An 18,005-nucleotide genomic window follows, 5' to 3' on the forward strand; every position below is an offset into this window, starting at 1 on the left:
AATAAAATGGATCAGGAAATACTAGATATAATAGATAAAGACTTTGCATTAGATTTCAGAGAATCTGTAATAAAAGAACTTTTATCTATTGAATTAAAACATGTTATGGCCGAATCGGAATACAACTTAAAAAATACAAGAATGGCTATTCTATATTTGGCACAAGGTAATATAGATGAAGTTATAGAACTTACCAAACAAGCTAAAATTGATTTTCGCGACGTCATCATGTTGGCTACTCAAGAAAAGAAATCAAAGGATAAATAAAATTAAAACTTAAAATCAATACATGAGAAAATGGCTACTTAAACAGATGGATAAATTGGGGTTAGACAATACCAGTTTAAAAACAAAAGCATCATCAAATGACATTAGTTTAAAGCCAGGCGAATCTGTAAAAATTAAGTTTCCTGTAGAATTAGCTAAAGATCAACAAGAATGGATCTTAAAAAAAATGAACTTTACAACAGGTGAAATCGTGAAACCAGGAGATATTATTGGAATCATCGAAAGTAAAAAGCTAACATTTGAATTCGAAAGTTACTTACATGGAAAATTAGAATACACCTGTCCTATTGGACAAAAGATTACGGCTGATACAATTTTAGTAGAAATAAAAGGTGTAGAATAAAACTAGAAAACGAGGTAACATTAATTCTAATAGAATTCGTATTTAAGATTCTTAAGCTTATTTATACCTTCAGAAAATAATACTTTATATATTAGAAATAATAAATTAGATTTGATCAAACCATATGCGGAATATTACTAAACTCATACTGATACTTGGAATTTTAACCTTTAATTCTTGCTATTTGTTCGACAGTGATTCAGATAAGATTATCGGAAAATATGAAGTGCAATGGGTTGACATTCCAAATAAACGTGCTATTTGTGAACGATATAGTACTACTGTAAGTTCTGTTTTAATTCCAGAATATGTCTTTGCTGTAGGACATAATTCAGAATTTATCATTGCCAAACAACACCCAACTAACGGATTTGAAAAAGGATATCAAATCGATACATCAAAGACCAATTATTATATTATAGACATAAGAGAAAAAAGCAATGTTCTAGGACCGCTAAACCTCTTAGATTTTAATAAAAAAATATCCGAACTAAATATTACCAAAATTGATTTTGATCAGGTGTATCCAGATGATATATAATAATACCTAAGCTACGGTCTCAACCTCATTTATAAGTTAAATCATATCGAATATCCATTCTGTCTTTGTTGTATCTTTACATAGGTTATATTTTCATATTACATTAATAATTTCTGTAAAATCTAAAAAACATCAACTATGACCAGAGTTATTCCACTAATACTCCTACTGCTACTGACATACAGCTGTAAAGAGGTAAAAAAAGAAGATGAAAAAAATGCAGAGTTGGTTCATTTAAAAAGCAAACTTGACAGTTTAAGAAATATATTCCATAAAAAGCAAGATCTTGAAAATGATCAAATTGCAACATTTCTAACCTTTCAAGATGCAAATGCAGAACAGGCGATGAACTTTTATGTAGCACTGTTTGACAATTCTAAAATTATAAGTACCAAGCGCTGGGGAAAAGAAGGACCAGGAAAAGAAGGAACAATAATGCATGCCAAATTTAATCTAAATGGTGCTTTGTTTATGTGCAGTGATAGTCCAGCCATACATGAATGGGGCTTTACACCAGCAGTATCCAACTATATAGAATGCAAAAACGAAGAAGAACTTCAGCGTTTATTTGCAAAACTATCTGAAAATGGAAAAGTTATGATGCCTTTAAATAATTACGGTTTCAGTCAAAAATTTGGATTTGTCGAAGACCAATTTGGAGTTTCCTGGCAATTGAATTTACAATAACATAAATCAGAGGAAATGAAAATACCAAAAATAAAAGGAATAATCGACAGGCGAATTCTAATTAATTATCAGGTAGAAAAAGAAGTTTTGGAAGACTATTTGCCAAAGCCTTTTAAACCAAAATTAGTAAATGGAAAAGGTATTGCAGGAATTTGCTTAATTCGATTAAAAGAAATTAGACCAAAGGGATTACCAAAACAAATCGGAATCTCCTCTGAAAATGGTGCGCACAGGATTGCTGTAGAATGGTATGAAAATGGAAAACTTCGAGAAGGAGTTTATATTCCCAGAAGAGATACTTCTTCTAAGCTAAACTCACTAGCAGGAGGAACTATTTTTCCAGGAGTACACCATCTTGCTGAATTTAAAGTTCGTGAAACCGATGAGAATTATAATGTTTCTTTTATTAGTGAAGATGACACTACGTTATCCATTGAAGCTTGCGAAACTCATAAATGGAATGAAGAAAGTATATTTGATGATTTAAATTGTGTCTCAGATTTTTTCGAAAATGGTGCCATTGGTTATTCCCCAGACAAGGATGATTTTGACGGATTAGAATTAAAAGCATACAACTGGAAAGTTTCTCTTTTAGAAGTAAAAAAAGTTCAATCTAGTTTTTTTGAAGATGAAAATATCTTCCCAAAGGGCTCTGTAAAATTTGACAATGCACTTTTAATGAAGAATATTGAACACGAATGGATCGGATTAGAGAAAATAAAACCAACCAACCATATACTATAAAACCCATGTATTCTTAGAATTAAAAAACAAATCAAAATAACGTAACATTTTTTCCTTTCAGCGTACCTATAGTAAATATCAAAGTCTCTAAAAATGAACAAACTAATAATTTTATTTTTGTTATTTATAACAGTATGCGTATCCTGTAAAACTTCTGAAAACGAAAAGAATAAAACATTCAATAAACTCGAGATTGGTACACAATATTATAAAGCATTAGACCAATCTGATAGTACTAAGATGACTTCGCTAGTTGGAGATATTATTGTGATCAGAGAAAATAAAGATAACTATGAAGAACGTTTTTCTAATCAAGGATATAATACTTGGTTAGCATGGGAATCTGTTTTTGATCCAACCTACAAAATCCTTCAAATTAAAGAAGAAAAAGATATCGTTATCGCAAAAGTTTCCAAAACCGATAAAAGAATCTTTTTTCTTACCCAAGAACCAGTAGTTTGGGTAGAAACTTTACAGTTTGATCAAAACAGAATAGTAAAAGTGAATCGAATTGAATATGAAGTTTTTGATATAGATAAGTTTTTGAAAAACAGAGATTCGCTAGTACAATGGGTTGATAAACATCATAAAGAGCTAAGTGGCTTTCTGTATCCGCAAACAAAATCTACAGGAATGAAATACCTAAAAGCAATTGAGCTATATAACAAAGAGAAGGGATCTTTATAATAAAGAATTTAAAATTTTCTGATTATCTAACCATACTATAAAATCAAGTAAAACAGAATTTAAAAATTGTAGAATCTATTGTAACCATTAATTATATTATGTTATCATAATCCCCATCATTATTTTAGCAAATAGAAAAACAAATACTTTAGATGGTTACCTCTAACCCTATTTTATTTACTATTATCTGCGTATTGGCGCTACAGGCAATGATACTAAGTGGATTGATTGCTTTTAAAAAACCAAAACGGTTAGCAAACATTTTCTTATCTCTATTAGTATTCTTTTATACGCTAATGGTTATTAATATTGTAGTAGTGAATGTATTAAAAGACTATGAATTACTATACGTATTTCGATATATTCAAATGGAAATGCTCTATGGTATCGGTCCCTCTCTTTATTTCTATACATTATGTATCAGTGATCCCAAATTTCAATTTAAAAAAATACACTACCTACATTTTATTCCTTTGCTATTAGAGTTCATTTTCTATAGAACTTCAATCTATAGGATTGGATCCAATGGACTTTACTTAGAAGAACTTCCCTCTTATTCGTATGTTTATCTAACACAACAATGGTTGGGAGTGATTTCGATCTTATTATATAGTTTCATACCATTAGGAATATTGATCAAATACCAAAAACGTCTCAAAGATTACTATTCTAAAATTGAACATCTATCCCTAAAATGGTTACAAGCACCTATTATCATTTATGCCAGTTACCATATCCTGTATAGAATAATTACAGAAGTGGATCGGTTTGTTTTTGATAAAAGTCTACGAGAATATTACTTCCTACCTAATTTTGCGATCCTTGCAGCGATAACTTGTTGGATAGGTTTTAAAGGATATGTTCAAAAAGAGCGTGATATTATTCGGTTACAACCAATTGATAAGAAACCTCCAAAAACACCTTTAGAAAAAGATGAAGCTTTTCTTTCAAAACTTAATCATTTGATGCAACATGAAAAACCTTATCTTAATCCAGATCTTAATCTTAATTCTTTAGCAGATTTGCTAGCTATAAAACCTAAACAGTTATCTGCAAAAATTAATCAAAATTGCAATCAAAATTTTTACGATTTAATCAATTTATATCGTGTAAAAGAATTCAAAAATCGTCTACAATCACCAGAGCAAGATAAACTATCATTACTGGGACATGCATTTGAATGTGGATTTAATTCAAAATCAACTTTTAATCATGTATTTAAAAAATTCACACAAATGACACCAAGTCAGTATCTTAAAAACACGAAAAACAAGTCCTAATAGAAGCGTTAGGACGATTGAAGTTGTTTATTTCTATAATATTGCTCCCTCAAATTATTTATATCCATGAAATTTATAACTACTCTTGTCTTTATCATCCTAAACACTTGTTTGACTTTTGGGCAAGCTAAATTTTCAAAAAAACAAGTCCTAAACGATCTTGATTATCTTAAGAATTCACTAATTACAACTCAGTACAATTGTTATCATACGATTACTGAAGAAGCTTTTGAAAAAGCGTATCATAAAATTAAAAGTAAGATTACGAGGGATTCTTTAAGCCTATTAGAAGCTACTCGTTTATTACAACAACTACCAGCATTATTAAACAATGGACACACTAGAATTTCTTTTCCTGTTCAGTCATACATCAATTATGCTCAAACAGGAGGTACCATATTTCCATTAGAAGTAGCCATTGAAAAAGGTAAAGTCTTGGTAAGAAAAAACTGGTCAAAAAAATCAGACATAAAGATTGGAGATCAACTTATAAGCATTAATAATCAGCCGATTCAGAAAATTCTGGAAACAATATATCCACATATCGCTGCAGAAAGGATATACTTTAAAAATGCTCAATTAGAATTTCTAACGCTTCCAAGATTCTATTGGTTAGCTTTTGGAGAACAAAAAGTGTTTGAAGTTGAAATATCAAGAAACGATAGAGTTTCTACTTATAAGTTAGCTTCTATAAAAGCCATGGAAGATTATGAGACAAAACGTGATGATATCATAAAACGCGATAGAAATATTAAATTTTTATCTAGGTCCACAGCATATCTTAGACCTGGTGAATTTGGAGGAGATGAGGATCAATATCGTAAGTTTGTTGATAGTGCTTTTACCGAAATAAAATCCAAAAAAAATAAAAACCTCATCATTGATTTAAGAAATAATCCTGGCGGTGATGATTCTTTTAGTGACTACTTGGTATCATATATTGCTAACAAACCATTTAAATGGTGTTCTAAATTTCAACTTAAGACCAGTGCTTTACTAAAAGAACATGTGAGAAAAACCAAGGATACAACCACATCATATTGGAAGTCTACTTTACTACATGAGGATGGCAAAATATACGAATATGACTTTGGGTTTTATCAACCACAACCCAAGAGTAAACGTTTCCATGGCAATGTCTATGTATTAGTAAATCGTCAATCCTATTCACAGTCTACAGTAACGGCAGCCCAGATACAAGATTATGATTTTGGGAAAATTGTAGGGGAAGAAACTGCAGAGTATCCGAATCTGTATGCTTCCATTTTTAACTACCAATTACCGGAAACAGGAATCAGTGTGGACATCGCTAAAGGGAAAATACAACGTGTCAGTGGTCTCGATAATAATACAGGGGTTATTCCAGATATTTCTGTAAAGGATTATTTATTAGATGAAAAAGATGAAATACTCGAAAAACTTTTAAAACAAATAGATTAGGAAAAAATAAGTTTTATCTCGCAAAAAAAGTAAAAAAGAAAATGCCATTTTCTTTCTCTTCCTAGTATATTGCGGCTCCTAATTACATCGTTAATCCTTCAAAAAACTTCTCATATGAAAAAGACCTTATATGATTTAACCAAAGATGAATGGAACACTCTTTTTCCTATTGAACTAGTGGATCATAATCCCAATTGGAAATCTCTGTATCAAGATGAAAAAGAGAGGATTCTAAATACTGTTGGAAGTGAAAAGATTTTACGCATAGAACATTTCGGAAGTTCATCGATACCCAGCATAAAATCTAAACCTTATATCGATTTGATGATAGAAATCCCTAAAGAATTACTATTTAATGAAGACCTTATCAACCAATTTACGCAACTAGGTTATTCACATTTTGTAGTTCCTGCTAGAGAGAATATCGAAGCGTATTCATCCTTTGGAAAAGGTTATAATTTAGAGGGAGCAAATGAGCAAATTTTTCATATTCATATGTGTCCGAAGGATAACATCATGTGGCAACAAATCGACTTTAGAGATTATCTAAATACAAATCCTGATAGAGCAAAAGCCTATGAAAACTTAAAAATTGAACTGGCTGCCAAATATAAAAATGATAGAGGTTCGTATGTGCTTGGAAAAACAGATTTTGTAAACGAAACTTTAGAGATTATTAAACAACATAATCTATCCTAAAACAATTAATTCTATGTTTTAAGAAAAACATGGATAAATAGGGGTAACATTTTATGGCGTTTTGACACCTATATAAAACGCTTTATAAAACATATCAACCATGAAAAAACTAGCATATACTTTACTCCTATTTTCAACAATAGTTATCGGACAAAATGGATCTATTCAAGTAGAAGTAAGAGACTCTATAAAAATCGATCCTATAAGCTTTACCTATGAAATCTATGTGGATGATTCGAAATTTCTTAGATATGCAGAAGATGGAACTAGAAATGATGAAGAAGCAAGAAATAAACTGCAAGAGAAACATGAAGAACTTGGTGCAATTCTAAAGTCAAAAGGATATAAATTCAAAAACCTCAATAAAGAAAATTATGAATTACATAGTTATGTTGGGTTTATAAATCTGGGGTACTCCGTTAAACTAAAAAATACCGAAGAATTGGATGCACTTCTGGTAGAATTGAAAAAGCTGGATTTTGTAAGAGCTTCTATGGGTGAGTTTGAATTACCTGATGAGTCCATTTCTGATAAAAGACTTTTTAAAAAACTTATGGAAAAAGCTTTTCAAAAAGCCACAACTATTGCTGCGCTATCAAAATTAAAACTTGGTAGAGTCATAGAATTTAAAGAAGTTCCAGAGATAGATAATCTTACTTTTAATATTATGGATATGTATGTAAAATCCCAAACAAAAGGAACATTTGGTGGTAAACAAGGTGTTTTATATACTCAAAAATGGAAAACTGTTCTGATAAAATTTGTAGCAGAATAATTCACTAAAAAATAATCAATTCGTATAGTAGGAAACTGCATGAGAAATGAAAATAACTAAAAAGATTACATTTTCCTCAGTCGACAAAAAAACATGGAAATACTGATTACAAAGGGTAAGAATAGAAATACCCTTACGTGTAAAAGAAATGATGGAACTTGGACAAGTATAAATTTGGGACCTGATATTCCCAACCATGATCTTGCGCATTATGTTGTAGAAAAGGAATTTGATCTACAACATGGATTTTATGGGAAAATAAAATCCGGAATGACAATAGAACAGCTTTCTGATAAAGAAATCATTAAAACCTTAGAAGCAGAAACTTGGTTGTCTGAAATCATGGCAAGAAATCTACAAGCTATTGGTTCTGGAGCTTCTAATACTGATCAATTTATCCAATTAACAGCATGGGAAGCTCGAAATATGGATGGAATTAGTATTCCTCATATGAAGCTATCTCAGGTTGAAAAAATGAAAATAGACTTTGATCAGCTTTGTAAACAATGGGATGAAATACCTCAGCAAGGAACGTTACAATTATTCTTTTAATAGACCTGCGTTCTTAAACTTTTAAATGCTTTAGTAATCATCATCGTCTGACTTATATAATGTTTAGTACACTCATCGGGATAACTTGACTTAAAATCGAATCATAAAAAAATCATACTTTTTTCTAGCTATGCTTATGAATTACACAAAGACCATATACAGTATAATTGGAGATAGTTTTATCGTACTTTGTTTGTGCTACTTATGGAATAAAAAAATAAAAATGGATACAGAATAAGGATTGATCAAGAGAATATTGCGTTTACAAAAGAATAATTAACCAGACTACTCACGAACTATGGCAAAATTAACAGCATAGTAATCGATGGCTGGGGCTCTGGTTGGGGAAAAAGTCTGAACTTCGAAGAATTTACTTATCATATTTTAGCAAATCACATCCATTCTATACAACCTGAATGTTTGGTAATTAATCATAGTTGTTGACCATCTTTTAGCGTTTGTTTTCGTAAACTAATATTCACAATATGTTTTTTTGTGCTTTTTCAGAATTAAGTATCGATTATAAGACCGTAATAATCAAAAAAGCACAAAAAAATAATAATTCAGTATGAAAAAATTAAAAATGAAAAATCCGTTGACGCCTATAAATACTGATATATTTTGATGTTTATGATTCTGATTTAATTTTTTAACTTTTTGTAAAAGAATGTAAGATTTTTTATTTTGGTGAAGAATACAAAATAAACCTAATGCATCTATAGTTTATTTTTATTCAGAAAACAAAGGTGGAAAAGAAACATTGCAGTAGTATCATTAGCATCCGCAAGTTTGATTAAAAGAAAAGGAAATTGAACGTACTACAATTATTTTTAGTTATGTAAAAATTTAATAAATACGATTTTTATTTTCTGTTAATCATACCATTATCAGATTGAGTTTGTGGAAATGAATCTTGAAAATCAGATGTTTGAAAACTTCGTTAGACTCAATTTTGCACCAGAGTAATAGCAAATAAAAACTTTCGAATGCTAGTATATTAGTAGCTCCAAAAGGTATGCTTTCTAAAAATATGTAAAATATTGACTATGAGATTATTTTTATTGTTTATTTTATTAGTCTTATTTGCTAATTGCACAAACAAATACGACAAATACAAAAAAGTGCCACAATACATTACAGAAGCATCTGCTTTAGATGCAACTTACTATGAAGCTTACGACAAAACATTACAATTATGGGATGTACCTTATGAAGAGTTATACATCACTACCACTTATGGCATTGCTCATGTCATCGTAAGTGGTCCTAAAAATGCAGAAGCTGTAGTATTACTTCATGGAATGAATGCCAGCTCAACAATGTGGTATCCCAACATAGAGTCACTGAGTAAGAATCATCAGGTATTTGCAATAGATTTTATTTTAGAACCTGGAAAATCGTATCTATATAATGAAATTGAAGACGTCGAAAAAGTAACTGATTGGTATGAGGAAGTATTATTTGTTTTAGAATTAGATAGTTATCATTTAATAGGTGCTTCCAGAGGTGGCTGGTTTGCTGTTACCATGGCATTAAAAAACCAAAATAAAATAAAAAGTTTACTATTGTTAAGTCCCGCTCAGACTTTTACATGGATTAAACCGAGCGCAGAATTGCTTAAAAACGTCGTTGCTTTATTTTCTTCAAAAGAAAAACAAGTTGAACAAACTTTAGAAAGTATGTCTAACGATGTTGGTAATATTAGCGAAGCTTATATACGACAATATAAAATAGGTTTGGAAAAAGAATCTAACAACAAGTTTTTATTGAGTATGACGCCTTTTTCTAATGATGAATTAAAATCCTTACAAATGCCTGTTTTAGTATTAATTGGCGATAATGATGTAATTAATAAAGAAAGAACAGTTGAAATTGCTAATTTACTACCCAAAGGAAAAGGTGAAGTGATCCAAAACGCTGGACACTTTTTATCTGTTGATCAAGCAAAAATTGTGAATGAAAAAATGGTAGCATTTCTAAAAAAATGAATAGCCTTTCATCCATAATGCGATGCAAGATTAAAGATAATTCAACCAACATTATTAAAAAAAGAGTAAATGGCAGAGAACAAACTTCCAACCATCCTAACAGATAGACTTCTGCTACGCAAAATAATTGATTCTGATCTGGAAAACATTTACAATGGCCTTTCTAATCCAAAAATTACTCAATATTATGGAGTTAGCTATAACAGTTTAGAAGCCACAAAAGAGCAAATGACTTGGTTTGCGGATAAAAAACAGCTATGGTGGGCAATTTGTGATGTTAATACCAAAATATTTTATGGAGCAGGTGGATTAAACGATATAGATGATAAAACCAACACAGCAGAAATTGGACTTTGGTTACTTCCTGATTTTTGGGGTAATGGTATTATGAAAGAAGTTCTGCCATTGATTTGCAATTATGGATTTAAGCACTTATTCTTAAAACGAATAGAAGGATTTGTAGAATCCAATAATAAAAATTGCAAAAGAGCAATGGCTAAGCTTGACTTTAAACTTGAAAAAACCGTTCCTGATTTTGAAATCAAAAATGGTAAACCCATTAGTGTTGATATCTATGCTAAAACCAATCAGTAGGAACTAGATTAAATACCGTTCGGAATACCTAGCTGTATTATTCTGATTAATGTATATTGCTACTAGTAATTCATTTTCATTAGTTCTGTATAAAACACAAAAAACTCAATAATCAATTCTCATTCGCACATTACATGAAATTCAAAAACACTTCCTTAAGCTTCCACAAGTTTTATAGCTGTATAGCTTTTATTTTTTTCTTCAATCTAGCTTTTAGTCAATCCTCTAACACGCAGCAAATGGAGTTATTAGACTTTATGATTGGAGAATGGATAGGCACCAGTACCATTTATGAAAATGGAAAAGTTACCAAACAAGGATCAGCATATCAACATATTTCCTATGACCTCGAAAAAAGTATTTTGGTCATCAAATTAAATAGTGAGTTTCTACAATTACATACTATAATTTATTATGATGAAAAGGATAACACATATTACTATTATCCTTTTTCGAAGCGAGGCGTAAGAAAATATCCCGCAGTATATAAAGACAGAAAGTTGATCGTAAATAGCAGCGAGACTAATAGATTTATTTTCGGTAGAACCGAAGAAGGTGGTTTTCGCGAATACGGAGAAAAAATGGTCGACGGTAAATGGGTTAAATATTTTGAAGATAATTTTAAAAACACACAATAATAACAACATGCCATCTTGAAAGCAAACCAGACATATCTTAATGGAAAATCAGTCTTTACAGTTTCTTTAATTGTAATCGTAATTACAATCCTAACAGTTTACTTTACTGGAATAAACTATAATAGAAGTTTAACCTCTAATTTTTATATTTCCTTATCCATCATTTCAACTGCGCTATTCGTTTTTATGTCTTATGGACTTTATAAAGGGGTGATTTTAAAAGATGATTTTCCTAAATTCAAAAGTTTTAAAACTGGAGATATTATACCTGATTCTGGGACAATACCCGATTTACCGAGTATTGATTTAGATCTAGATGATGAACTTGGTGCAGGAATTCTTCTATCGATCGTATTATGGATCGTCATGACGATCCTTTTCCTTATTCTTCTGGTTTTATTAGAAGCAGTTTTTTGGGTATCCATTTTTATTATATTGGCCATGCTCTATTGGATTTTCTTTAGGGCACTTAAATTGGTATTCGCCAAGTCAAAAGATACTATCGAAGATTTAGGAAATTCGATGTTATATGCTATAGGCTATACTGCTTTGTATACAGGATGGATTTTTGGAATTGTTTATATCTCTCAAATTCTTAAATAAAGTATTCTCCAATCTTATATAAATTCGTCATAAGTAATTATTGAAAACACAACGTACATGAAGAAAATTTTATTCTTTTTATTTATTCTCATTACCACAGTAACTTACTCGCAAACCGATAAAAAAGCATTTGTTTATGGTGGTCAAATAACGAAAGAATTTATCAAATATACTGCTAGCATTACAAATAAGGAAAAGCCTAAAATATGCTTTTTACCTACTGCTACGGCAGATAATCAACGATATATAAATTATTGGTATGAACTGTGTTCTGATTTAGATATTGAACCCAAAGTAATGACTGTATGGATCAACTCTTCTACACAAAAACAAACTTTTGAAGAGATACTGTTAGAAATGGATGCAATTATTGTTGGTGGAGGAAACACACTTAATATGCTTGCTATTTGGAGAGCTCAAAAAATCGATACCGCTTTACGAAAAGCATATGAAAAAGGAATTGTAATGGCTGGAGGCAGTGCGGGTTCATTATGCTGGTTTAATGCAGGTACTACCGATTCTAGGCCAAAAGAACTTACTATTGTAAAAGGACTAGGCTTTCTAAATTATAGTCACTGCCCTCATTATCATTCCGAAAAATCAAGAAAACCGCTTTATCATAAAAATATACTAGACAAAAAACTAACCAATGGATATGCCTGTGATAATAGATCTGGAATTTTATTCATTAATGGAAAAGTAAAGAATAGTGTTTCTCTGGACTCTAAATCCTTTTCTTATTATGTTTATGAAGAAAACGGTAAGATTATAGAAGAAAAATTACCTACAGAAATCATACTATAAGTAATTTTATATAACTTTTTGTATATTTTACCAGAACATTGTATCAATTTGAAAGGAAAAATATCCCAGGATACTTAAAGAGATAACATTATGGCAACAACACCAGAACACGATGCTCGAGTTGCAAAAATAGTATTTGCTTCTATATATCCTCATTATCTGAATAAAGTAGAAAAAAAAGGAAGAACAAAAGAAGAACTACATCAAGTAATAGAATGGTTAACGGGTTTTGATGAAAAAAAGCTAAAAGAATTAATCGATGAAAAGGCTACTATTGAAACATTTTTCGCAAAAGCAACCCTACATCCAAACGCTCACCTAATCAAAGGAGTCATCTGTGGCTATAGAATAGAAGAAATCGACACTCCTTTAACTAAACAAGCTAGGTATATGGATAAACTTATAGAAGAGTTAGCCAAAGGGAGAAAAATTGAAAAGATCCTTAGAACAGCGTAATCTTATTCTTTAATAATGTAATCAATAGGATCATAAACGTCTAAGTATTTATTAGTAAAAAGATAATACCTACTCTAAAAATACTTCTATCTTAAGAAGATACTACTCCTCCACTCTTATGCACAAAGTCGAAAAATTCTCACCAGAAATTAACAAAGTATACTTTATAGAACGGCATACGTTATTTCATATTTTATCGGGTAATGGTAGTATTCAGGTTGATTTTAAGAATTACTTTGACTGGCAAGAAAAAGCAATCTTTTTAGAGAAAGGACAATACATCAAATTCTTATCAGATACATTTGAAGTTCGAAAAATCGAATTTTCTAATGATCAAAAATTTTATAATAATGATGTCAGGGTATTATTTAAACATCTTATATCCCTAGGGTATATAGATTTGATAGAATGTGATGAATGCAATAGTTTTTTATCCGAATCTGCTTTAGCGGATAACTCTTCAAACATTATTGATATATCATCTAAACAATGGTATTGGCAGAATCCTTTTAAAGCTAATAAAGAGGAATATCAAATTATTTTTGACATAAAAGATGTAATAGATCTGGAATACGCAAATAATCTTACTGGAAAAGATTTAGTAGGTCTTATCAATGAGAATGGTTATAATGCGCAAGCTTTGGTAAAAAATAAAGTAGGATTATCTATTAAGAACTTAATAAGTTCTAAACGATTGCAAGAAAGCCAGAAACAAATCGCTTTTACGGATAAAAATATTCAGGAGATTTCTTATGATCTGGGTTTTAAAGATGATGCCTATTTCAACAGAGTATTTAAAAAATCTACCGGACAAACTCCAAAGCAATTTCGAGAAAATTTCGATTTTGAAAGACGGGATGTATTTACTCAGGATATTTTAGAACTTCTTCAAAAATATCATACTACCGAAAGATCATTAGAATTTTATGCCGATAAAATGAACCTTTCTATTAAGGCGCTTTCAAACAAAGTAAAATCCAAAATGAATATCACTATAGGTCAATTAATTCGATTAGAGCTTGTGAATACTGCTAAGTTTATGTTGCTCGAAGATGAATCTATTACCGCTGTTTCTCACACTTTAGGTTTTGAAGAACCTAACCACTTCACTCGATTCTTTAAACACTACTCAGGAATTACTCCTTCAGACTTTAAATCTAAAAAGTACAATTCGTAGTCCTTTTTTGGTAACATTTTTACTTGAAATCTGCTTCATCTTTGCAGTGTATTAATCATTTAAATAAACAAAAAGATGAATATTAAAGAACAAGTACAAAAAATGGATGCAATTGTATCAAAAGGTGCAATCGTAGAAGCAGTAAAAGAATTTTTCGCACCAGATGCCATCACTTCTGATTATGGCAACGGAGGAACAACAGGCAAACCAGCAATGATCCAAAAAATGGAAGGCTTTGCGGGATCAATTGCCAATGTTAACGGAATAGAACATCATTATACGATCGTGGATGGTAATGTATCTGCGTCTGAATTTACTTTTGATTTTGACATGAAAGACGGTAGCAAAATCTACTGGCATGAAATCATTCGAAGAGTTTGGAACAACGACGGAAAAGTAATTAGAGAAGAATACTTTAACGCAGCATAAGTAAAAACACAAAACATTAATATTTAAACAAAAAAATTATGAAACTTATCAAATTATCAATCGTTTTATTCGCTTTTTTAGCAACTTCTTTAGTAACTGCTCAAGATAAAAAGGCTAATAATATAGACAATAGTAATATCGCTTTACAAGGATACAGTCCAGTTTCCTATTTGGACTTAGGATTAGCACAGCGAGGGAATAAACAATTCAAATCTGAACATCAAAAGGTGGTATATTATTTCACATCTGCTGACCAGAAAAAGCAATTCGATAAAAATCCTTCTAAATATTTACCAGCATATGGAGGGTTCTGCGCCTTTGGAACCTATGCAGGTGCTAAATTTAGAGTAGACCCTACAAAGTTTATTGTAAAAGATGGTAAATACTTCTTGTTTCTCAACAATGTAGAGTTAGATGCTAAGCAACTATGGCTGGCAGAAAACGATCATAATAAACTGAAAAGTACGGCAGATAAAAATTGGACCAAATTAAGTAAAACACATAATTAAGGATTGGTTCCTTTTCATGAGAATAACGGTTTAGGTAGTTACTTAAACCGTTATTTGTTTTTGAGAATTAACTAAAAAGTAAAAACTATATTTATATGTTTACAATAGAAAATTAAAAAACATAATATAAAACTTTATAAAATGGAAAATCTTCTGGTTATAGCTATCTTCTTTATCGTAGGAGGTGTTTTCATTTATATCGGATATTATTTCCGAAATAAAAATATTAGAATTGAAAGTAATGGGGTTAAAACAAAAGCAACAATCATTGATTTTGTAGAAAAAAGAAGTAAAGATTCTGATGGATACACCAGTACAATGTACTATCCGATTGTGAAATTTTATGACACCAATGGAATAGAAAAAATCCAAGAACTTGATTATGGTACTAGTTTTAAAAGTTCTAAAAAAAATATGGATATTATCTATTTAAAAAAGAATGACACCTATGAAATAATCATTAATAATAAATTTTGGAAAACCTATTTTCCTATGATCTTTATTGGAATGGGCTATTTCTTTTGTATAATAACGTTGATTTTTTATTTATATCTTATACAGTAGTAATCTCTATTATATTCTAAAAGTTTTGATTACCGAAATAAAACATAAACAGTTGATATAATAATTAAACAGCATCCGAAATACTTTGGTTTAAGTATAAGTAAAATACAGCTATGCATCTTGATACATCTAAAATATCATCATTTTTTGAAACGGAATATCCATTAAACAAACATGGATTAAGGGAACTGTTGGATTTATTTAGTATCAAAAAAATAAAAAAGAACACACAAATTCTCACCGAACATAAAGAAGAAAAGCAACTTCGCTTTTTGAATAATGGTGTGATAAGAGAATACTATTCATCAAGTAATAAGGAAACAAACATTAATTTTTATACAAAACCACAGTTTGTTACAGACTTGTCCTCCTTCATTAATGATACAAACACTAAAAAAAATCAAGAAACATTAACTGATATTGAGTTATTGGTTATTGACAAAACTCCATTTAGACAACTGCTACAAAAATACGAATGTGGAAAATCATTTATTGATCTGTCTTTTCAAAAACTACTAAAACAAAAAGAACTTTTTGAATATAATAGAATAACCAAATCATCGGAAGAATTGTATAATGAATTACTTATTTACAAACCAAATTGGTTACAAACCATTCCTCAATATCACATTGCTTCTTACTTAAACATTACTCCTGAAACATTAAGTAGAATCCGAAAACGAATTTCTTGATTCAAATCAATGAAATCAAATAATTAGCACTTTAATTTTATCTTTTTAAAATATGAAGTCATGAAAATACATCATCTCAGGAATGCTACAATGGTAATTGAGACTAAGGATAAAGTTATTTTAATAGACCCAATGTTGGGTAAAAAAGGAACAGCCGGACCGTCTTTTACGTTCTTTAGATACAAACCCAAACGAAATCCTATTCTAGATCTACCTCAGAACGCAATGGAAATAGTACATAAAACAACGCACTGTTTGCTAACACATTTACATCCTGATCACTTGGATAAAGCGGCAGAACAATTTCTAAAATCGAAAAACATCCCGATAATCTGCAGTGTTAAAGATGAAAAAATACTACTTAAACGTGGACTAAACGTTTCACAAGTTATTAACTATTGGAAATCTTCAGACTTTTTAGGGGGCACTATAGAAGGAATTCCAGCCAGACACGGGTATGGATTCGTAGCAAAACCTATGGGAAATGTAATGGGTTTTTACATACAACTTCCGAATGAAAAAACAATTTATTTAAGTTCAGATACTATTTATACCCAAGCTGTTGACAAAGTACTTAAACAATACAAACCAGATATTAGTGTAGTAGCAAGTGGTAGAGCACAATTGGATCTCTTTCGACCTTTATTAATGACTATGGAAGATATTGTCAAATTTGTTAAAAATGCTCCCGATAAGGTAATTGCGAACCATTTAGAAGCCGTTAACCATTGTCCAATTACTAGAGAAGAACTAACTTCTGAATTATCCAAAAAAGGACTAATAGACAAGACATATATCCCGCAGGATGGAGAACTCATGGTGTTTTAGTAAACTTTGGTTATAAACAAAGTATCCATATTAAAAATACACTTTTTATCCTATCAATTTTATTGAAAAAAAATAAGCGCTGTATCCGATACAGCGCTTATTACTGATGTATAAAGCTACTATTTAGGCATTACAACATCACCAATCACATGAATCACTCCATTCGAAGCCATCACATCAGTTTTTACAATTGGACTATAGTTCCCGTTTTGATCTTTTAACCAAATCTTTCCGTCCTTTTTGATAACTTTTAAGGTAGCACCACTAAGTGTCTTTAACTCAGCTTTACCTCCGCCTCCTTTTAGTGCTTTTACCACAGCAGCAGCATCAATTTTTCCAGATACTACATGGTAAGTAAGAATAGAAGTTAATTTTCCCTTATTCTCAGGTTTTAATAAAGAATTAAGTGTTTTTGAATCAATTTTAGCAAATGCATCATTTGTTGGTGCAAATACTGTAAATGGTCCATCTCCTTTTAACGCTCCGACCAAATCTGCAGCTTTTACAGCAGTTACTAATGTCGAAAAGTCTTTGACTGATGCTGCAACATCCACAATATCTTTTTTTGATTGTGCAAATACAGATTGAGATACTACGAATAAGAATAATGTTGATGCAATAAAAATTAGTTTTTTCATGATTTTATTTTTTAATAATTAAACATTTTTAAACGCGTTTTTCATTATC

General features: G+C 30.5%; 24 protein-coding genes. 23 read left to right on the plus strand and 1 reads right to left on the minus strand.

Going from position 1 to position 18,005, the window contains the following annotated elements; all coding sequences use genetic code 11:
• The first annotated feature begins 6 nt into the window (after positions 1-6).
• From Q1A73_RS15710 to Q1A73_RS15820, 23 genes are all read left to right on the plus strand, one after another.
• Positions 7-267, plus strand: coding sequence for a hypothetical protein (locus tag Q1A73_RS15710; RefSeq protein WP_299607281.1), 261 nt, complete (start codon positions 7-9; stop codon positions 265-267).
• A 22-nt stretch (positions 268-289) separates the two neighbouring features.
• Positions 290-631 carry a biotin/lipoyl-containing protein gene (locus Q1A73_RS15715; RefSeq protein WP_299607283.1) on the plus strand — a complete coding sequence of 114 codons (342 nt, stop codon included), beginning with the start codon at positions 290-292 and terminating at the stop codon, positions 629-631.
• Between the two features lie 124 nt (positions 632-755).
• Positions 756-1,172, plus strand: a complete 417-nt coding sequence (locus Q1A73_RS15720; RefSeq protein ID WP_299607284.1) for a DUF3997 domain-containing protein — start codon at positions 756-758, stop codon at positions 1,170-1,172.
• Positions 1,173-1,310: 138 nt separating this feature from the next.
• Positions 1,311-1,859 (plus strand): VOC family protein, encoded by a 549-nt coding sequence (locus Q1A73_RS15725; protein ID WP_299607285.1) that lies wholly within the window; start codon positions 1,311-1,313, stop codon positions 1,857-1,859.
• Between the two features lie 15 nt (positions 1,860-1,874).
• Positions 1,875-2,603, plus strand: a complete 729-nt coding sequence (locus tag Q1A73_RS15730; RefSeq protein WP_299607286.1) for a DUF2071 domain-containing protein — start codon at positions 1,875-1,877, stop codon at positions 2,601-2,603.
• A 93-nt stretch (positions 2,604-2,696) separates the two neighbouring features.
• A complete protein-coding gene (locus tag Q1A73_RS15735; protein WP_299607288.1) occupies positions 2,697-3,290 on the plus strand; it encodes a hypothetical protein in 594 nt (197 codons plus the stop codon).
• A 152-nt stretch (positions 3,291-3,442) separates the two neighbouring features.
• Positions 3,443-4,570: a helix-turn-helix domain-containing protein gene (locus tag Q1A73_RS15740; RefSeq protein WP_299607289.1), complete on the plus strand. Its 1,128-nt coding sequence runs from the start codon at positions 3,443-3,445 to the stop codon at positions 4,568-4,570.
• A gap of 66 nt (positions 4,571-4,636) precedes the next feature.
• Complete coding sequence (locus tag Q1A73_RS15745) at positions 4,637-6,010, plus strand: S41 family peptidase (RefSeq protein WP_299607291.1); 1,374 nt, start codon at positions 4,637-4,639, stop codon at positions 6,008-6,010.
• 114 nt (positions 6,011-6,124) lie between these two features.
• Positions 6,125-6,709 (plus strand): GrpB family protein, encoded by a 585-nt coding sequence (locus tag Q1A73_RS15750; protein ID WP_299607292.1) that lies wholly within the window; start codon positions 6,125-6,127, stop codon positions 6,707-6,709.
• 100 nt (positions 6,710-6,809) lie between these two features.
• Positions 6,810-7,484, plus strand: coding sequence for a hypothetical protein (locus tag Q1A73_RS15755; protein WP_299607293.1), 675 nt, complete (start codon positions 6,810-6,812; stop codon positions 7,482-7,484).
• Between the two features lie 93 nt (positions 7,485-7,577).
• Positions 7,578-8,036, plus strand: a complete 459-nt coding sequence (locus tag Q1A73_RS15760; protein ID WP_299607294.1) for a hypothetical protein — start codon at positions 7,578-7,580, stop codon at positions 8,034-8,036.
• A gap of 1,046 nt (positions 8,037-9,082) precedes the next feature.
• On the plus strand, positions 9,083-10,024 hold the full coding sequence (locus Q1A73_RS15765; protein ID WP_299607295.1) for an alpha/beta hydrolase: 942 nt from the start codon (positions 9,083-9,085) through the stop codon (positions 10,022-10,024).
• A 69-nt stretch (positions 10,025-10,093) separates the two neighbouring features.
• Complete coding sequence (locus Q1A73_RS15770; RefSeq protein ID WP_299607296.1) at positions 10,094-10,618, plus strand: GNAT family N-acetyltransferase; 525 nt, start codon at positions 10,094-10,096, stop codon at positions 10,616-10,618.
• Between the two features lie 239 nt (positions 10,619-10,857).
• Positions 10,858-11,256 carry a hypothetical protein gene (locus Q1A73_RS15775; protein WP_299607298.1) on the plus strand — a complete coding sequence of 133 codons (399 nt, stop codon included), beginning with the start codon at positions 10,858-10,860 and terminating at the stop codon, positions 11,254-11,256.
• Positions 11,257-11,271: 15 nt separating this feature from the next.
• Positions 11,272-11,859 (plus strand): hypothetical protein, encoded by a 588-nt coding sequence (locus tag Q1A73_RS15780; protein ID WP_299607300.1) that lies wholly within the window; start codon positions 11,272-11,274, stop codon positions 11,857-11,859.
• Between the two features lie 57 nt (positions 11,860-11,916).
• Positions 11,917-12,663 (plus strand): peptidase E, encoded by a 747-nt coding sequence (locus Q1A73_RS15785; RefSeq protein ID WP_299607302.1) that lies wholly within the window; start codon positions 11,917-11,919, stop codon positions 12,661-12,663.
• A 90-nt stretch (positions 12,664-12,753) separates the two neighbouring features.
• A complete protein-coding gene (locus Q1A73_RS15790; RefSeq protein WP_299607304.1) occupies positions 12,754-13,119 on the plus strand; it encodes a DUF2200 domain-containing protein in 366 nt (121 codons plus the stop codon).
• 118 nt (positions 13,120-13,237) lie between these two features.
• The gene (locus tag Q1A73_RS15795) at positions 13,238-14,296 is read left to right on the plus strand and encodes an AraC family transcriptional regulator (protein ID WP_299607306.1); all 1,059 of its coding nucleotides are present in this window, start codon (positions 13,238-13,240) and stop codon (positions 14,294-14,296) included.
• Positions 14,297-14,371: 75 nt separating this feature from the next.
• On the plus strand, positions 14,372-14,725 hold the full coding sequence (locus Q1A73_RS15800; protein WP_299607308.1) for a hypothetical protein: 354 nt from the start codon (positions 14,372-14,374) through the stop codon (positions 14,723-14,725).
• Between the two features lie 38 nt (positions 14,726-14,763).
• Positions 14,764-15,234, plus strand: a complete 471-nt coding sequence (locus Q1A73_RS15805; RefSeq protein ID WP_299607309.1) for a YHS domain-containing (seleno)protein — start codon at positions 14,764-14,766, stop codon at positions 15,232-15,234.
• Positions 15,235-15,375: 141 nt separating this feature from the next.
• Entirely contained in the window at positions 15,376-15,798 is a 423-nt protein-coding gene (locus Q1A73_RS15810; protein WP_299607310.1) for a DUF3592 domain-containing protein, read from the plus strand.
• 113 nt (positions 15,799-15,911) lie between these two features.
• Positions 15,912-16,490, plus strand: a complete 579-nt coding sequence (locus Q1A73_RS15815) for a Crp/Fnr family transcriptional regulator (protein WP_299607311.1) — start codon at positions 15,912-15,914, stop codon at positions 16,488-16,490.
• Positions 16,491-16,550: 60 nt separating this feature from the next.
• Positions 16,551-17,318 carry an MBL fold metallo-hydrolase gene (locus Q1A73_RS15820; protein ID WP_299607312.1) on the plus strand — a complete coding sequence of 256 codons (768 nt, stop codon included), beginning with the start codon at positions 16,551-16,553 and terminating at the stop codon, positions 17,316-17,318.
• Between the two features lie 119 nt (positions 17,319-17,437).
• Here the strand turns inward: Q1A73_RS15820 and Q1A73_RS15825 are convergent, their stop codons facing one another.
• The gene (locus tag Q1A73_RS15825) at positions 17,438-17,956 is read right to left on the minus strand and encodes a fasciclin domain-containing protein (protein WP_299607313.1); all 519 of its coding nucleotides are present in this window, start codon (positions 17,954-17,956) and stop codon (positions 17,438-17,440) included.
• Positions 17,957-18,005 lie beyond the last annotated feature (49 nt).

It is taken from the genome of uncultured Aquimarina sp. (assembly GCF_947492115.1).
Classification (GTDB): Bacteria; Bacteroidota; Bacteroidia; order Flavobacteriales; family Flavobacteriaceae; genus Aquimarina.

Coding starts and splice junctions, on each gene's coding strand:
- Q1A73_RS15790 (WP_299607304.1), top strand. CDS start 12,754: ATGGCAACAACACCAGAACACGATGCTCGAGTTGCAAAAATAGTATTT.
- Q1A73_RS15730 (WP_299607286.1), top strand. CDS start 1,875: ATGAAAATACCAAAAATAAAAGGAATAATCGACAGGCGAATTCTAATT.
- Q1A73_RS15810 (WP_299607310.1), top strand. CDS start 15,376: ATGGAAAATCTTCTGGTTATAGCTATCTTCTTTATCGTAGGAGGTGTT.
- Q1A73_RS15770 (WP_299607296.1), top strand. CDS start 10,094: ATGGCAGAGAACAAACTTCCAACCATCCTAACAGATAGACTTCTGCTA.
- Q1A73_RS15710 (WP_299607281.1), top strand. CDS start 7: ATGGATCAGGAAATACTAGATATAATAGATAAAGACTTTGCATTAGAT.
- Q1A73_RS15755 (WP_299607293.1), top strand. CDS start 6,810: ATGAAAAAACTAGCATATACTTTACTCCTATTTTCAACAATAGTTATC.
- Q1A73_RS15815 (WP_299607311.1), top strand. CDS start 15,912: ATGCATCTTGATACATCTAAAATATCATCATTTTTTGAAACGGAATAT.
- Q1A73_RS15735 (WP_299607288.1), top strand. CDS start 2,697: ATGAACAAACTAATAATTTTATTTTTGTTATTTATAACAGTATGCGTA.
- Q1A73_RS15725 (WP_299607285.1), top strand. CDS start 1,311: ATGACCAGAGTTATTCCACTAATACTCCTACTGCTACTGACATACAGC.
- Q1A73_RS15760 (WP_299607294.1), top strand. CDS start 7,578: ATGGAAATACTGATTACAAAGGGTAAGAATAGAAATACCCTTACGTGT.
- Q1A73_RS15765 (WP_299607295.1), top strand. CDS start 9,083: ATGAGATTATTTTTATTGTTTATTTTATTAGTCTTATTTGCTAATTGC.
- Q1A73_RS15720 (WP_299607284.1), top strand. CDS start 756: ATGCGGAATATTACTAAACTCATACTGATACTTGGAATTTTAACCTTT.
- Q1A73_RS15740 (WP_299607289.1), top strand. CDS start 3,443: ATGGTTACCTCTAACCCTATTTTATTTACTATTATCTGCGTATTGGCG.
- Q1A73_RS15785 (WP_299607302.1), top strand. CDS start 11,917: ATGAAGAAAATTTTATTCTTTTTATTTATTCTCATTACCACAGTAACT.
- Q1A73_RS15715 (WP_299607283.1), top strand. CDS start 290: ATGAGAAAATGGCTACTTAAACAGATGGATAAATTGGGGTTAGACAAT.
- Q1A73_RS15745 (WP_299607291.1), top strand. CDS start 4,637: ATGAAATTTATAACTACTCTTGTCTTTATCATCCTAAACACTTGTTTG.
- Q1A73_RS15820 (WP_299607312.1), top strand. CDS start 16,551: ATGAAAATACATCATCTCAGGAATGCTACAATGGTAATTGAGACTAAG.
- Q1A73_RS15795 (WP_299607306.1), top strand. CDS start 13,238: ATGCACAAAGTCGAAAAATTCTCACCAGAAATTAACAAAGTATACTTT.
- Q1A73_RS15825 (WP_299607313.1), bottom strand. CDS start 17,956: ATGAAAAAACTAATTTTTATTGCATCAACATTATTCTTATTCGTAGTA.
- Q1A73_RS15775 (WP_299607298.1), top strand. CDS start 10,858: ATGGAGTTATTAGACTTTATGATTGGAGAATGGATAGGCACCAGTACC.
- Q1A73_RS15805 (WP_299607309.1), top strand. CDS start 14,764: ATGAAACTTATCAAATTATCAATCGTTTTATTCGCTTTTTTAGCAACT.
- Q1A73_RS15800 (WP_299607308.1), top strand. CDS start 14,372: ATGAATATTAAAGAACAAGTACAAAAAATGGATGCAATTGTATCAAAA.
- Q1A73_RS15750 (WP_299607292.1), top strand. CDS start 6,125: ATGAAAAAGACCTTATATGATTTAACCAAAGATGAATGGAACACTCTT.